General features: G+C 71.3%; 12 protein-coding genes. 7 read left to right on the forward strand and 5 right to left on the reverse strand.

What is annotated here, in order from left to right; all coding sequences use genetic code 11:
• Positions 1–682: 682 nt before the first annotated feature.
• The 5 genes from ACZ3IJ_RS09490 to argG all read left to right on the forward strand — a co-directional run bounded on the left by ACZ3IJ_RS09490 (position 683) and on the right by argG (position 5843).
• Entirely contained in the window at positions 683–1477 is a 795-nt protein-coding gene (locus ACZ3IJ_RS09490; RefSeq protein WP_467467101.1) for an SDR family NAD(P)-dependent oxidoreductase, read from the forward strand.
• Between the two features lie 129 nt (positions 1478–1606).
• On the forward strand, positions 1607–1879 hold the full coding sequence (locus ACZ3IJ_RS09495; protein ID WP_467467102.1) for a hypothetical protein: 273 nt from the start codon (positions 1607–1609) through the stop codon (positions 1877–1879).
• Between the two features lie 456 nt (positions 1880–2335).
• Positions 2336–3673, forward strand: coding sequence for a diacylglycerol/lipid kinase family protein (locus ACZ3IJ_RS09500; RefSeq protein ID WP_467467103.1), 1338 nt, complete (start codon positions 2336–2338; stop codon positions 3671–3673).
• 48 nt (positions 3674–3721) lie between these two features.
• The gene (locus ACZ3IJ_RS09505; protein ID WP_467467104.1) at positions 3722–4360 is read left to right on the forward strand and encodes a phosphatase PAP2 family protein; all 639 of its coding nucleotides are present in this window, start codon (positions 3722–3724) and stop codon (positions 4358–4360) included.
• Between the two features lie 37 nt (positions 4361–4397).
• Complete coding sequence (argG, locus tag ACZ3IJ_RS09510) at positions 4398–5843, forward strand: argininosuccinate synthase (protein WP_391801875.1); 1446 nt, start codon at positions 4398–4400, stop codon at positions 5841–5843.
• Positions 5844–5930: 87 nt separating this feature from the next.
• On the opposite strand, the gene ACZ3IJ_RS09515 is transcribed toward argG, so the two are convergent.
• From ACZ3IJ_RS09515 to ACZ3IJ_RS09525, 3 genes are all read right to left on the reverse strand, one after another.
• On the reverse strand, positions 5931–6269 hold the full coding sequence (locus ACZ3IJ_RS09515) for a DUF6114 domain-containing protein (RefSeq protein WP_467467105.1): 339 nt from the start codon (positions 6267–6269) through the stop codon (positions 5931–5933).
• 119 nt (positions 6270–6388) lie between these two features.
• Complete coding sequence (locus ACZ3IJ_RS09520) at positions 6389–7060, reverse strand: DUF6230 family protein (protein WP_467467106.1); 672 nt, start codon at positions 7058–7060, stop codon at positions 6389–6391.
• 208 nt (positions 7061–7268) lie between these two features.
• Positions 7269–8033 (reverse strand): TetR/AcrR family transcriptional regulator, encoded by a 765-nt coding sequence (locus ACZ3IJ_RS09525; RefSeq protein WP_467467107.1) that lies wholly within the window; start codon positions 8031–8033, stop codon positions 7269–7271.
• Positions 8034–8423: 390 nt separating this feature from the next.
• Between ACZ3IJ_RS09525 and ACZ3IJ_RS09530 the strand changes: the two genes are divergently transcribed.
• Positions 8424–9077, forward strand: coding sequence for a Tat pathway signal sequence domain protein (locus ACZ3IJ_RS09530; RefSeq protein ID WP_467467108.1), 654 nt, complete (start codon positions 8424–8426; stop codon positions 9075–9077).
• Here ACZ3IJ_RS09530 and ACZ3IJ_RS09535 read toward each other — a convergent pair.
• Both ACZ3IJ_RS09535 and ACZ3IJ_RS09540 read right to left on the reverse strand, forming a co-directional pair.
• The gene (locus ACZ3IJ_RS09535; protein WP_467467109.1) at positions 9070–10551 is read right to left on the reverse strand and encodes a hypothetical protein; all 1482 of its coding nucleotides are present in this window, start codon (positions 10549–10551) and stop codon (positions 9070–9072) included. The two genes, ACZ3IJ_RS09530 and ACZ3IJ_RS09535, sit on opposite strands and share 8 nt — an antisense overlap.
• A 97-nt stretch (positions 10552–10648) precedes the next feature.
• Positions 10649–12493: a ricin-type beta-trefoil lectin domain protein gene (locus ACZ3IJ_RS09540; RefSeq protein WP_467467110.1), complete on the reverse strand. Its 1845-nt coding sequence runs from the start codon at positions 12491–12493 to the stop codon at positions 10649–10651.
• A gap of 376 nt (positions 12494–12869) precedes the next feature.
• Here ACZ3IJ_RS09540 and ACZ3IJ_RS09545 point away from each other — a divergent pair, with 376 nt between their 5' ends.
• Positions 12870–13871, forward strand: coding sequence for a LacI family DNA-binding transcriptional regulator (locus tag ACZ3IJ_RS09545; protein WP_467467111.1), 1002 nt, complete (start codon positions 12870–12872; stop codon positions 13869–13871).
• Positions 13872–13911 lie beyond the last annotated feature (40 nt).

The raw sequence follows: 13911 nt of genomic DNA on the forward strand, positions 1-13911 counted from the left end.
TCCGAGACACCGTGGGGCGGCGGCACGCAGCCGCCATCGAGAAAGGCGTCGAGGCTGACGCTTTGGGCCTGTTGCGGCACGCGGCCTCGGTCGAGCGAAGTTGGTTCCGCTCAGTCATGAACGCCGAGGAAATCAGGCCTCCTTGGCCGGGCGAGGTCGATGACAGTCCGCCGAGTTCCACTTCGACGAGGCGCTCCAGGCCTGACACAAGGAGGGCGCCCGCGCCCGTGCCGTCACGCCCCTTCAACTCTCTTGACGACGCCGTCTGCTCTCGCACGTCACAGCGGCCATGCCGGCTAAGGGAAACGACCGACGGAGTCGTCGTCGGGTAGAAGGAAGCGCAGCTGCGGGCAGCGAACCACACTGTGTCGCGAAGTACAGGTCCGATGCGGCGGGGCCGGCCATGCAGCTTGCGCCCTGTGGACAGTCCGGTGCTGGTTGCTGCCTACTCGTGCACGAACTTGACTCTGCGCCGGCGCAGCTCGCGGCCAGGAGTCCGGCCGCTGCGGGCAGCATCGAACTCAGCCGCTCTGTTCGTTGAGCGTGCTGGTACGGCTGGTCCTTTCGGGCAACTTCCCCAGCTGACGCGACGGCCTCGGTCATCACTCAGCGTGCCGACAGCGCATAGCCTTGATCACGACCGACCGGTCGCCATTCTCGAGCTGCGAGGACAGGTCCGCTCATGCGCATCGATCTGACGGGACGTACCGCGCTGGTCACCGGATCCACTCAGGGGATCGGTGCCGCCATTGCCACCGGGCTGGCCCGCGCCGGGGCGCGCGTGGGAGTGAACGGGCGGACGCGCGAGCGGGTGGAGCGGGCCGTCGCCGGCGTGCGGCGCGAGGCGACGGGCGCGGCGCCGGTGGCGGTCGTCGCCGATGTCACGACCGAGGAGGGCGCCCGTCTTGTCGGCGACGTGCTGCCCGAGGTGGACATCCTGGTGAACAGTCTCGGCATCTTCGGACCGGCCGAACCCTTGGAGATCAGTGACGAGGAGTGGCGCCGGTACTTCGAGGTGAACGTGCTGTCGGCGGTACGGCTGATCCGTCAGTACCTGCCCGGTATGAGCGAGCGCGGGTGGGGCCGGATCCAGAACATCGCCAGTGACTCGGCGGTCGTCGTCCCCGCCGAGATGATCCACTACGGCATGTCCAAGACCGCGCTGCTGTCCGTCACGCGCGGTTTCGCCAAGCAGGCGGCCGGGACAGGTGTCACCGTCAACTCGGTGATCGCCGGGCCCACCCACACGGGCGGTGTGGAGGACTTCGTGTACGAGCTCGTCGACCGTGACCTGCCGTGGGACGAAGCTCAGCGGGCGTTCATGCGGGAGCACAGGCCGCAGTCGCTGGTGCAGAGGCTCATCGAACCCGAGGAGATCGCCCACATGGTCGTCTACCTCGCTTCCGACCAGGCTTCGGCGACGACCGGCGGCGCACTGCGCGTGGACGGCGGATACGTGGACTCGATTCTGCCGTAGCCGCGACGGTTCGACCTGGGGCCGGGCCGAAGCACGGGGCGACCCGCCGGATACCGGTCGCACGCCTGCAACCGGTAGCGTGACCTCTCCCTTGCCCGGGGCGCGTTGACCGAAAGGCAGTACCTGATCGTGACGGACCGGCTTGACCAGCAGACTCTCCAGCAGATCTACGCACGCGGAGGCTCCGACGCCGTGAAGCGTGCGCTGGAGGACTACGCCGCCGTCGCAGGCGACGAGGAGCTGGACGCCGCCGTCGAGCTGGCGTGTGAGGTGATCGCCGCGGAGACGGCGCGCATCACGGCGGTGGCGGATCAGCGTGAGGCCCGGATCGCGGAGCTCGAAGCAGAGGCTCGGGCGCTCCAGGAGGAGATCGACGCCTCCTCCCGGCCGGGGCCGGCCTGACCGACCTTCGAGCGCGGCTCGGCGCTCCCCTCCATGCCGGGGGTGAGACCCGTACTGCCGTGAGCGGGCCGTGCCCGCGGAAGGCGCGTTCTCGTCTCGGCCGTCGTCCACGAGCGGGAGCACGGCAGCTCGTAGGCTCGGGCCTCGTCATGGAGGAGCCGCGTACCTAGCGCATCCGCGTCTCGCCCCCGCCGGGCCCCGCCGGCCCCCCCCACCGAGCCCCGACGAGCCCCCGATCAACACCCAGCCCCAGGTCCGGGCGGGTGTACGCGTCTCCGGGCGGGGCATGCGACGTACCCGTCGTCGTTCCCGGCTGCCGGTTCTTCGCCGGACCGGCAGAGTGGACCTGGTTCCGGCGTCACCCGGACGGGTCCGTCGGTGCGTTGGCGGGGCGCCGGTGCGGGAAGGCTGGCGTGATGACGGTGCGGAGGCCTGGCGGCCAGTGAGGTGGGGACGATGGCAGTGGGGGCGAGTGGTGCCGACGCCTCGGGGCGTGCGGCCCCGTGGTGGGCCCGAGGGGCCGTGGTGGCCGTCGTGGCGGCGGTCGTCGTGCTGCTCCTGGGGTTCGACGGCGGGGGGCTCCTGATCGTCGTGAGCGGTCTCGCCGCGCTGATCGTGTCGGCCGCGGGCATCTGGTGGACGCTGGCCCACCGCGGACCGCGGCGGTGGCTCGGCGTCGTGCTGATGGTCGGCGCGCCCGTGGGTCTGGTCGTGCTGTACGTACGGGGCGGGCTGTGGGTGACCGCGCTCATCGCGGTCGGTCTGTGGAGCGTGGCGGCGGCCTGTGCGCGGACGGCTCTGCGGCGGCCGCACGCCCGTCATGTCATGCGGGCGGAGCCCCGGCGGCCTCCCCGGAAGCCCGTGATCCTGATGAACCCCGCCTCGGGTGGCGGCAAGGTCGAGCGGTTCGAGCTCGTCGAGAAGGCCGAGCGGCTCGGCGCCCGAGTGGTGCTGCTGGAGCCGTCCGGACGCTTCGACGTCACGGCGCTGGCCCGCGAGGCCGTTTCCGAGGGGGCGGATCTGCTCGGAGTCGCGGGCGGCGACGGCACGCAGGCCCAGGTCGCGGCGGTCGCCGCCGAGCACGACGTGGCGTTCCTGGTGATCCCCGCGGGCACGCGCAACCATTTCGCCATGGACCTCGGTCTCGACCGCAACGATCCGTCCCTGGCGCTGGAGGCGCTGACGGACGGCGAGGAGGTCCGCGTCGATCTCGGCAGCGTGGACGGCCGGCCGTTCGTGAACACCGTGTCGTTCGGGGTGTACGCGGGGGTCGTGGAGCGCCCCGAGTACCGCGACGCCAAGGCGGAGACAGCTCTGGACGTCATGCCCGACCTGCTGCACGAGTCCGGCCCGCGCCTGGATGCCACCGCCGACAAGGAGCGTCTGACCTCCCAGCAGGCCATCCTGGTCAGCAACAACGCGTACGCCCGGCCCGATCCCCTGGCGGGCGGTCGCCGGCCGCGCCTGGACCACGGGACGCTGGGAGTCATCGGGCTCCGCGTGGAGAGCGCGGCGCAGGCGGCGGACGTCGCGCTGCGAGGCTCGCAGTCCGACAGTCTGAACGTCCTGACCGCCCACCGCGTCGAGGTCACCTGTGACGTCGAGACCACCATTCCCGTCGCCGTCGACGGCGAAGCGATCACGCTGCCCGTGCCGGTGACGTGCACCGTCCGCCGTCGGGCGCTCCGGGTGCGTGTGCCGCGCGGTCGCCCCGGCGCGCCCCCGGTCTCGCCTCCCGTCGACTGGCGCCGCGTCCTCTCGCTGGCCTTCCGGGGAGGCGAGAGACGTCACTGAGCGGGATCGGGAACGGAGGGGCGGAGCCATCGACGAGAGCAGAGGGTGATGAGGGAAGCACACGAGCAGGAAGTGGCACGAGCCGAGAAGGCCCGCCGTGCGGGGCGGCGGTTCACGGACGGCGTGACCGCTGTCATCGCCGATCTCCGGGCGATCGACGGCGCGGTCTACGCCGCCGTCGCCGCGACACCCACGCCGACCCTGGACCCGCGCCTGCGGCGGCTGTCTGCCGCGGCCGACCATTCCAAGATCTCTTTCGGTATCGCCGCCGCGCTCGCCCTGGTCCCCGGCCGGCCGCGGCGCGCCGCCGTCCTCGGTGTCGGAGCGGTGGCCGTGGCCTCCGCCACGGCGAATCTCCTCGGCAAGCGGCTCGTACGGCGGTCCCGCCCCGACCGCGAGGCGGCCAGGGTCGTCATCGACCGGCACGTCCCCATGCCGACCTCGGCCTCCTTCCCGTCCGGGCACACGGCCTCCGCAGTGGCCTTCGCGGCTGCCGTCGGCTACGTCCTGCCCCCCGCAGCCCTGCCCCTCACGGCCCTCGCCTGCGCCGTCGGCTACTCCCGCGTCCACACGGGAGTCCACTATCCGGGCGACGTCCTGGCGGGCGGCGTGCTCGGGGCCACGACGGCCACGACCGTGCTGACCCTGGCCCTCTCCCGGCGCGACACTCTCAGGTTCAGGAGGTGACTTTGCATGATCATGCGAGATTATGCATACTCTTCCTATGTCTAAGGTCCTCACCTCCCTTCCTTCCGGCGAGCGCGTCGGAATCGCCTTCTCGGGCGGGCTCGACACGTCGGTCGCCGTCGCGTGGATGCGTGACAAGGGCGCCGTCCCGTGCACGTACACCGCCGACATCGGGCAGTACGACGAGCCCGACATCGCCTCCGTGCCCGGCCGCGCCAAGACCTACGGCGCCGAGATCGCCCGGCTGGTCGACTGCCGTGCGGCGCTGGTCGAGGAGGGTCTGGCCGCGCTCACCTGCGGGGCGTTCCACATCCGCTCCGGTGGTCGGGCCTACTTCAACACCACGCCGCTCGGCCGCGCCGTCACGGGCACTCTCCTCGTGCGGGCGATGCTCGAGGACGACGTGCAGATCTGGGGCGACGGCTCGACCTTCAAGGGCAACGACATCGAGCGGTTCTACCGGTACGGGCTGCTCGCCAACCCGCACCTGCGGATCTACAAGCCGTGGCTCGACGCGGACTTCGTGACCGAGCTCGGTGGCCGTACGGAGATGTCCGAGTGGCTGCTGGCCCACGGCCTGCCCTACCGGGACAGCACCGAGAAGGCGTACTCGACGGACGCCAACATCTGGGGCGCCACCCACGAGGCGAAGATCCTGGAGCACCTCGACACCGGTGTGGAGACCGTGGAGCCCATCATGGGCGTCCGGTTCTGGGACCCGTCGGTGGAGATCGCCGCCGAGGACGTGACGATCGGGTTCGACCAGGGCCGGCCGGTGTCGATCAACGGCAAGGAGTTCTCCTCCCCCGTCAGCCTGGTCATGGAGGCCAACGCCATCGGCGGCCGCCACGGCATGGGCATGTCCGACCAGATCGAGAACCGGATCATCGAGGCCAAGAGCCGCGGCATCTACGAAGCGCCCGGCATGGCCCTGCTGCACGCGGCGTACGAACGCCTCGTCAACGCCATCCACAACGAGGACACCCTCGCGCAGTACCACAACGAGGGCAGGCGGCTCGGCCGGTTGATGTACGAGGGCCGCTGGCTCGACCCGCAGGCGCTGATGATCCGCGAGTCGCTGCAGCGGTGGGTCGGCGCGGCGGTCACCGGTGAGGTCACCCTGCGGCTGCGGCGAGGCGAGGACTACTCGATCCTCGACACCACGGGCCCTGCCTTCAGCTACCACCCGGACAAGCTGTCCATGGAGCGCACCGAGGACTCCGCGTTCGGTCCGGTGGACCGGATCGGCCAGCTCACCATGCGCAACCTCGACATCGCCGACTCGCGCGCCAAGCTGGAGCAGTACGCCGGTCTCGGCCTGATCGGCACCGCCAACCCGGCCATCGGCGCGGCCCAGGCGGCCGCGACCGGTCTGATCGGCACGATGCCGCAGGGCGGCGCCGAGGCCATCGCCTCGCGCGGTGAGGTGTCCGGCATCGAGGAGCTGCTGGACCGGGCCGCGATGGAGTCCGGCACCGACTGACCGGTCCGGTCCGTCCTCTCCCCGGAGTCGGCAGCACCGTACGAGGCCGTCCCGGCGCCGATGGGCGCCGGGACGGCCTCGCCGCGTCTACGCCTCCTTGCGGCGACGCGTGAGGAGCAGGCGCAGACGGCGGCGCGGGGGCTGGTCGGGGAGCCAGCCGAAGGCGAGTGAGCTGCCGACGAGGCCGAGGAGCAGCCCGATGAAGAACCCGCCGAGATTCGAGGTGACCCAGGTCGCGAGCGAGGCCAGGACCGCGACGACCGAGTAGAAGAGGCGCTGGCGTGGGTTGAGCACGATCAGCGCCCCGCACACGATCATGATGACCGGCAGGACGTAGCCGACGAGACTGTCCGCCCCGGCCGCGAGGATCACGGAGATGCTCGCCTGCTGGGTGAGGAGGATCTCCCCACCACCGAGGATGATCATGACCCCGGGCCCGAAGGGCCGGCGGTGGCGCCATCGGCCGAAGGCGCGCCATGGGTGCCTGCCGGCGCCCTCCGAGGGGCCTGTGGCCGCCGGGCCGGCCGATGACGCCGGTGCCATCGTCAGCAGCCCTCGGACGCGAAGCTCATGTGCAGGTCGGGCAGAGTGAAGCGGGTGGCGGTGGTGGCGTAGTTGGTCTGGTGCACGTCGGTGATGGTGACGGTGTCGGCCTGCTGACCGAAGACGCCGAGCGGTCCCTTGACGGGTGGCTTGTCGAAGGTGCTGGCGTCGCCGCCGATCTCGATGTTGTCGAAGGCGGCGAGCTTGCCGGAGATCTCGGTGGAGTCCGTGGTCAGACCGGTCGCCTTGACCGGCGTGCCCCGGTTGCCCGCCGTGATGCGCAGATGGGTGCCGCCGAGTTCCACGCTCTGGCAGAGGTTGGTGAGTTCGGCCTGGCGGATGGCGGTGACGATGACCAGCACCTGGCCACCGGTGTCACCGGCGTTCGGGCTGCCTTCGGGCATGGTGTCCAGGGCCCCGAACTGGCCGAAGCCGGTGCCCTTGAGGGTGTCGGCCTTCACCGTGAACGGCATGCCGGAGATGGCGAACTGGGCGGCGAGGGCCCCCTGGGCCGTCAGTACGACGAGGGTCGCGGCGATCGCACAGGCGGGGGCCGCCATGAGGGCGGAGCGCCGGAAACGGACGCGGCCGCGTCGCCGTACCTCCTCGGCCGGGGATAAGGAGGGTGCGGGGGTGGGCTCTTCGGGCAGGGCGGGGCCTTCGGACATGGCCATGAGGTGCTCCTGACAATGGCGAGGGAACAGACCTGGTGGCGGTGGTGTCCTGGCGCGGACGGTCCCCCGACCCGCCCGGGTCTTCCTCACGTCTCGTGCACGGAGGCGGCCGCGTGGCAGGGAACCGCCTGGACCGTAAGCCCGTCGTTACCGCCCAGTCAACTACCGTGCAGTAGAAAGGTGTCGGTGGTGCGTGAGGTGCGGGACGTCACGCACAGGAGCCCACATCAGCCCCACTGGACGCACCGGACGCACCGGACGCATTGGTCGCACCGGACGCACCGGACGCACCAGCGCCGTCGTTCCCCGTGAAGGGTGCGACCACAACGTGCACCAGCGTGTCCAGCAGACGCGGCAGCTGCCCGGTGCGGTCCTGGTCGACCGCGCGGTGCACCGCCGCGTGGACGGCCCCCACGACCGTGTCCACCAGCTCCGCCCGCTCCACCCCCGGCGGCGCGGGCGGAGCGTCGACGAAGAACCGGCGGAAACTGGCCAGAAGTTCGGCCCGCGCACGGCGCCCGGCGGGCCCCGCCGACTCGATCTCGACGACCATCCGCGCGAAGGCCGGGGTCTGCGACAGCAGCGCCAGCATCGTACGGAGTCCTGCCCGCACCGCCGCCGGCCAGGAGGCCGCGCCGCCCGCCTCCTCGTACGGCCTCTGCATGGCCCGTACGACCATCTGCGTACCACTCCGGTACGCGGCGAGTACCGCGTCCTCCTTGCCCGTGAACAGGGCGTAGAACACGGGCCGGGTCACTCCGGCGGCCCGGCAGATGTCGCTGATCCGGGCACCGGCGTACCCGTGCGCCGCCACCATCCGGGCCACCCCGTCGAGCAGCCTCTCGCGCTGCCTCGACGCCACCTGTTCCGGCGTCAGACGCCGGGGGCCCGGGCGCAGGGAGCGTTCCGGGTCGCGGCCCGTACGCGCGCCGGGCAGGGCCTGCCACTCCTCGGTCGGACGAGCACCCTTCACCGGCCACATCCCCCCAGGGCTGTTGACGTCACATACTCGACAGGTTTACAACCCTGATGGGTTTTCCTCTCGTTGTGCGGTCGGCGGTCCGGTCCCCCGGGGACGCGGACCCGCCCGGCACCGCACACCGGACAGCACCGCACACAGCACCGTGTATCACGCTCTCGTCGCGTCCCGCGACATCGTCGGGCCGATCCGTGGCGCCGGATCGGCCCGACAAGAGACGCCACTCGCTCTGCCTGTCCCCTTCGAGCCGCGCTCTTCCCCCGCCACCGGCCACCGCCGGCCACCCACGCGTGCCCGCACCGGGTGATGTCCCCTCATCCCTGGGCAGAGCCGGGTTCCACCACCGCCATCCCCTCGCCACCCTGGTACGAAAGGACCCCCACCATGAACAAGCGTGCCTTCTTAGCCTCCGCCGGAGCGGCCGTCGCCGCCGTGCTGGCCGTCACCCAGCCGGCCGGTGCGGCCGGCACGGTGCTGACGACCGGCAGTGCGAGCGGCCCGTCGGTCGCGGTCGGCGACGTCCTCGCCGCCTCGCTCGCCTCCGGCACCACCGCCAAGATCGCCACCACGTCGGGCGGAAGCACCGGCATCACCTGCAACGCCTCCGCCTTCAGCGCCACCGTGACCAGCAACCCCGCCGCGCCCGGGACCGCGACCGAGACGCTGACGTCCCACACGCTGAGCACCTGCACGACCAACATCTTCGGGGCGACCGGCGTGCAGAGCATCACGGTCAACAACCTGCCCTACACCACGGCTGTCACGTCCGGCGGGTCGCTCACCGTGACCGCGGGCAGCACCGGTCCCATCCAGACCACGCTGAAGATCAACACGATCCTGGGTCTGACGACCTGCGTGTACCGGGCGACGACTCTGACGGCGACCCCGTCGAACGCCGACAACTCGCTCGCCTTCTCCAACCAGCTCTTCACCAAGGCCACCGGGCCCGGCACCTGCCCCGCGAACGGCTACTTCACGGCCAAGTACGGACCGGTGCAGGACAGCACCCAGGCCGGCGCCCCCGTCTTCGTCAACTGACTCCGGCGCCACTCGCCCCGGGTCCGTCCGGGAGCGCACGCGACGCGCTCCCGGACGGAAGGCGGGCGACGGTCCACTTGGCCTGCGTGGAGAGGGCGCTGAGCGCCTTCACCGACCGCTCGGCGATGGTGGCGAGCAGGCGCCTGGCGTCTCCCAGCGTCGTCCGGGCGAGTTCTGTGTGACCCGCCTCCGCCGCGGCGAGGGTCAGTTCGAGGTGCTGCTCCGTGACCAGCCGGCCGAGCCCGAGGCGACGGCCCTCGGGGAACTCGTCCAGCGCCGTCCGCGCCTTCTCCAGGGCGCGGGCGGCGGCCGGAAGGTCGCCCTTGTGGCGTTCGAGGCGGGCGAGGACGGAGGCCTCCGAGGCCCGGTCCCGCGGTGAGTCCTGGAGGGAGAGGAGGTCGGCCTGACCACGTGCCGCCTGGGCATGGTCGCCGAGGTGCTCCAGGGCACGGCTCAGCCGGCGGAGCCGGTCCGCGTCCGGGCCGGTGTCGTCCAGCATGCGGATCAGGGCGACCCGTGCGTTCTCGATCCGTCCCTGCCGGTGTGCGAGGTCGATCCAGGTGAAGTCGTCCTCAGGACGTCGGCCCCCCTCGGCACGCGCCCACTCGACGGCCTCCGCGATGTCGGTGATCTGGCCGGCCGTTGCCGCGCGCAGCAGCGGAACGTCGGCCTCCCGCCCGTACGAGGCGACCAGCGTCGCGGCCAGCCACCGCTCCTCGAACCGCTCGGAACGCTCTGTCCGGTCCGCGTTCTCCTGCTCCAGGAGCAGGCGCAGGTGCGGCAGATCGCCCTCGTGACGGTCTGAGCCGGCCGCGCGCAGAACCCCCGCGCGCAGAACCGGATCCGCGGCCACCTCCTCCCGTACGGCGAGATCACCGGAGCGCATCCGTTCCAGCGCCGCCCGCCCCGGGGCGAGGACGATGTCCCGCAGCGGCTGCCGGTAGCGCTCCTCCAGCTGGTACGCGCACAGCTCGTAGGAGTTGAGCAGCAGGTGATCGGGCTCGGTTCGCCTCGTTGCCGCCTCGGACAGGGCGTGGAGTTCGGTGAGCGGCCGGTCGGGAAGTCCCAGGCCGGCGATCAACGCCCTTCTCTGCGCGTCGATCTCGGGGGCGGACTCCTCATAGGTGTTGGTGTCTCCCTCCCGTACGGCGGCCAGCAGACCTTCCTCGTCCAGGTCGGCGGAGACGTCCTCGCACCACCAGGGCAGCCGGACAAGGATCTCGAGGGCCTCGCTCACGGAGTCGGCGAGCAGTGAGGCGTACCCGTCGGAGGAGGCGTGAAGGACGGCCCTGCCGCCGCAGAGGAAGTACGTGCCGCCGGTGTCGTCTCCCGCGATCGGCTCCAGCGAGGCGCCGGACGCCAGATGGACGTCTTCCACGTGGTACGCCCGCTGGATGTCGAAGTTGAAGGGGTAGGCCGCCAGTTCGGCCAGGTCGGGGCGGGTACGCAGCAGTTCCAGTACGCGGTCGGTCATGGGCGTTCACCCTAGAGGGCCCCCGGGGCGACATCCCGCGGGGCCCCGGGGGGCGACTGCCCCAGGCCCCCGGGGCCCGGAACGGACTCGTACGTCGCTAGGTCAGGCGCCACTTCTGGTTGGCCGCTCCCGTGCAGGCCCAGATCTGGGCTCGCGTGCCGTTCGCCGTGGAGTGGTCCGAGGCGTCCAGGCACTTGCCGGAGGCCACGTTCACGAGGTCCGAGGAGGCGGTTTCGTGGCGCCAGTTCTGGGCGCCCGTGCCGTTGCAGGTGTACAACTGGACCTTGGCCCCGTCCGACGTGGCACCCGCGGTCACGTCCAGGCACTTGCCCAGCGCCCTTACCGTGCCGTCGGGGTGGACGGTCCAGTGCTGGGCCGCCGTGCCGTTGCAGTCCCAGAGCTGGACGGGCGTACCGTCCGCGTCGGCACCGCCCGCGACGTCGAGGCACTTGCCCCCGAGGCCGACGAGACCCTGCGTCGCGCTCTGCGTGCCTGCCCAGGTGAAGGTGGCGGACGTCTTGCCGGGGAGCGTGTACGTGTAGTGCTGCGCGCCCCAGTTGACGGTGACGGGCCGCGCAGTGGTGGAGTCGTTGTACGCGATGAGGGCCTTCGAGCCGTCGGTGTTGCGCCAGGCGACGTTGGGGACGGTCGGGCTGGCGGTGGAGGCGATGCGCTGGGCTCCGGGCCGTACGAACTTCGTGAGGTGGCCCATCGTGTAGTACTCGATCGTGTAGTCGACCTGGCCGTGCCGGGCGTCGCCGTTGTGGACGGTGACCAGGCCGTCGCAGGTGCCGCAGCCGCCGTTGTGCGGGCCGCGGTTCTGGTCGACCGCGAGGGACCACTTGGTCACCGACTTCGCCCAGTTGCGGGTGTAGTCGATGATGTTCGTCATGTCCTCACGCTGCTGGTTCTCGATCCAGGTGCCGCCCGAGTGCTCGGTCTGGAAGGCGTCCAGCTGCGGGTAGCGGTCGTGGATCTCGGTCTGCTTGGCGACGTTCCCGCCGTAGCCGTGCCAGGCGACACCGCCGAAGTTCGGGTGGCTGCGCACGGCGGGGTCGTCGACGGTCTGGGCGGCGTACGCCTCGTAGGTGTCCCAGTTCCAGTCGTGGGCGAGGACCTTGGTGGGCAGGCCCGCGTTCCGGAGCTTGGGCAGCAGCTCGCTCTTGGTGAAGTACGCGAGACCGGAGGCGTTCCAGCTCATCGAGGGATAGCCGGAGCAGCAGGTCGGTTCGTTCTGGGCGGTGACGTAGTCGACCGGGGCGCCCTGGTCGCGCCAGCCCTGGAGGTACTTCACGAAGTAGTCGGCGTACGTTCCGTAGTTCTCGGCCTTGAGCCAGCCGCCGTTCAGCTGACCGCTGTCCTTCATCCAGGCGGGGGCGGTCCAGGGCGAGGCGACGACGGAGAGCGCCGGATTGAGCTGCTTGGCCTGTTTGGTGAGCGGCAGGACGTCCTGGAGGTCGTGGGCGAGGGAGAAGCGCGCGAGGGTGGGGTCGGTCTGACCGGCCGGCAGGTCGTCGTACGTGTAGCCGAAGCGGGCCAGGTCGGAGCCGCCCATCGGATTGCGCACGAAGGAGAGGCCGATGCCGTCGGTCGGCGAGAAGAGCTTCCTCATCGTCGCGTCCCGGGTGGCCTGGGACAGCGCGCCGGAACCCTTCATCAGCCAGGCGGCGGTGTCGGTGAAGGAGGCGCCGCCCCCGGAGAACGTCTGGTAGCGGGTGCTCTCGTCGACGGTGAGCGTGGTGCCGCCCCCGCCGTTTCCGGCCTGGAGGGTGATCGGGGTCTGCTGCTGCAGTCCGCGGGTGACATGGCGGCCGCCGGCGTCGTCGGTGGTGGTCAGCCAGACGTTCACCTGCTCGGCGGCGGCCTGCGCGGGGGCGGCGGAGAGGCCGCCGAGGGCGGTGAGTCCGGAGGCGGCGAGTGCGCCGACGAGGAGGGTTCTCATCAAGCGGCGGGGGGCCTGTGGCCCGTGGGTCGGACGGAGCATGTCGGTGCCCTTCTCGGCAGGGTGTGGGGGAGGTCCGAGAATCCGGTCGCGGGTCGAGCCGGTGCGCGCCGGGTCCGCATCGACTCGGCGCGGCGTCAGGTCGCGTCCGAGTCGAGTCGAGAGTGAACTGGGCGTCGGGGCGGTCGTCAAGGTGTCACGCATTCAAATCCTGAACACAGGGCCGGAGTTGTGGCGCCACCGAGTAGTTCGGGGCGTTCAGGGCGTGAACTCTTGACGACAGGACGAGGGGGCGGTTGACTCGCCGCACCGCGCCGGAACCGGTTCCGGAAGCGGTTCCGACACCGATGTCAGTCGCTCTACGCGGAGGCTCCCGATGCGTGTCACGATCGCCGATGTCGCACGTCGGGCGGGTGTCAGCAAGACGACGGTCTCCCGGGTCCTGAACACCAGGGCCGAGGTCGACTCCGCCACGGCCGCCCGTGTTCGTGAAGTGATCGATGTACTGGGCTATGTACCCAGCTCGGGGGCGGTGGGCCTGGCACGCGGCAACAGCCGCACGATCGGCATGCTGACGCCCTCGCTCACCTGGCCGTGGATGGGCGAGGTGCTCCAAGGGGTCGTCGACACCGTCGAGGCCGCCGGATACGGCCTGTTGCTCTTCACCTGCAACAGGGGCGCCGACTCCGTCAGCCACTTCGCCGGCCAGGTCTCGGCGAGGGCGTTCGACGGGCTTCTCGTCGTCGAGCCGGAGGGCACCCTCGACACGATCACGGCGATGCACCGGCGCGGACTGCCCGTCGTGCTCATCGACGACCGCGGCCATCACCCCGCGTTCCCCTCGGTCGCCACCACGAACCGGGCCGGGGGCGCGACCGCGGCGCACCATCTCCGCGCCTCGGGCCGTACCCGCCCGCTCGTCGTCACCGGCCGTCGCGACTTCGGTTGCGTACGCGACCGGCTGGACGGGTTCCGAGACGTCCTGCCCGCCGAACTGGTCGTCGAGGGCGAGTTCACCGAGGACACGGGCGTCCGCGCGGTTCGGCGGGCGCTGGCCGAGGGCTGGGACTTCGACTGCGTCTTCGCGCACAACGACCTCATCGCTGCGGGCGTCCTGGGGGCTCTGCGGGAGGCCGGGCGGAGCGTCCCCGACGACGTCGCCGTCGTCGGCTTCGACGACATCCCCATGGCCCGGCACACCGAACCTGCGCTGACGACGGTCCGCCAGCCCATGCGCCGGATGGGCGAGACGGCCGCCGCGATGCTTCTCGCCGGCCTCGCGGGCGAACCGATGCCCCGCGAGCCGGTCGTCCTGCCCACCGAACTCGTGGTCCGGCGCTCCGCGCCCACGCCCACAACCGCTCCCCCGCCCGGATGAGCCGGGCGCGGGCCCCCGCGTCCAGCCGGGCCGCGACCGG

The organism is Streptomyces sp. NPDC013317, assembly GCF_055563155.1.

Excerpts from the sequence above, each read along its gene's own strand:
- ACZ3IJ_RS09545 (WP_467467111.1), top strand. The coding sequence starts at position 12,870 with ATGCGTGTCACGATCGCCGATGTCGCACGTCGGGCGGGTGTCAGCAAG.
- ACZ3IJ_RS09505 (WP_467467104.1), top strand. The coding sequence starts at position 3,722 with ATGAGGGAAGCACACGAGCAGGAAGTGGCACGAGCCGAGAAGGCCCGC.
- ACZ3IJ_RS09490 (WP_467467101.1), top strand. The coding sequence starts at position 683 with ATGCGCATCGATCTGACGGGACGTACCGCGCTGGTCACCGGATCCACT.
- ACZ3IJ_RS09520 (WP_467467106.1), bottom strand. The coding sequence starts at position 7,060 with ATGGCCATGTCCGAAGGCCCCGCCCTGCCCGAAGAGCCCACCCCCGCA.
- ACZ3IJ_RS09500 (WP_467467103.1), top strand. The coding sequence starts at position 2,336 with ATGGCAGTGGGGGCGAGTGGTGCCGACGCCTCGGGGCGTGCGGCCCCG.
- ACZ3IJ_RS09535 (WP_467467109.1), bottom strand. The coding sequence starts at position 10,551 with ATGACCGACCGCGTACTGGAACTGCTGCGTACCCGCCCCGACCTGGCC.
- argG (WP_391801875.1), top strand. The coding sequence starts at position 4,398 with ATGTCTAAGGTCCTCACCTCCCTTCCTTCCGGCGAGCGCGTCGGAATC.
- ACZ3IJ_RS09530 (WP_467467108.1), top strand. The coding sequence starts at position 8,424 with ATGAACAAGCGTGCCTTCTTAGCCTCCGCCGGAGCGGCCGTCGCCGCC.
- ACZ3IJ_RS09515 (WP_467467105.1), bottom strand. The coding sequence starts at position 6,269 with ATGATCATCCTCGGTGGTGGGGAGATCCTCCTCACCCAGCAGGCGAGC.
- ACZ3IJ_RS09540 (WP_467467110.1), bottom strand. The coding sequence starts at position 12,493 with ATGAGAACCCTCCTCGTCGGCGCACTCGCCGCCTCCGGACTCACCGCC.